General features: G+C 75.6%; 1 pseudogene. It reads right to left on the minus strand.

What is annotated here, in order from left to right:
• Positions 1 to 253: 253 nt before the first annotated feature.
• Positions 254 to 624 (minus strand): annotated as a pseudogene (locus B7L92_RS38040) (M6 family metalloprotease domain-containing protein); the annotation flags it as partial.

Raw genomic sequence — 624 nt, forward strand, 5'->3', positions numbered from 1 at the left:
GCCGCACGTCGTGCCCGCCAGGTCCGCCGCTCCTGCGGTGTCCGCTCGGCGGCGAACAGCGGGCCGGGGACGGTGCGTTCGGCCGGGAGCAGGTCGCCGGTGCGGAAGCCGGGGGACCGGCCTGCTGCCGGGCGTCGCGCGGGGTGTGGGCGGGCGTCGGTTCTCCGGTACGGCGATCGCGGCAGGCCTACGGTAGTCGGCGAGCGGTGCCGTTCCCTCCGGGCCGCCCGCTCCCTCCCGCGGCGCCGCCGTCTCAGTCCTGTGCGCTCGGGGGCTCCCGTGTCACCCGCACCCGGTACGTGCTCCCGTCCTCGTCCGCCGACACCACCGCCACCCGGATCCCCGCCCGCCGGTCCACGAAGCTCTCGCCCGGGACGAACGTCGCGTCCGACAGTTCCGCGTGGACGTTCGGGCTGCGGGTGCAGCCGCCGCTGTCGCGGCGGGAGTCGTAGACGGTGATGGGGCCCATGCCCGTGTCCACGTCCGCGTCGACCTTGTAGATGAGGATCCCCGGACGGCACACCACCTCGTCGTTGCCCGCCCGGGTGCGCAGTTCGAGGGCGTAGCCGGACCGGCCGTCCAGTGGGACGAAGACGAGCTTCGGGCCGCCCGCCTCCGCCAGCG

It is taken from the genome of Streptomyces viridosporus (assembly GCF_002078235.1).
GTDB classification, from domain to species: Bacteria; Actinomycetota; Actinomycetes; order Streptomycetales; family Streptomycetaceae; genus Streptomyces; species Streptomyces viridosporus.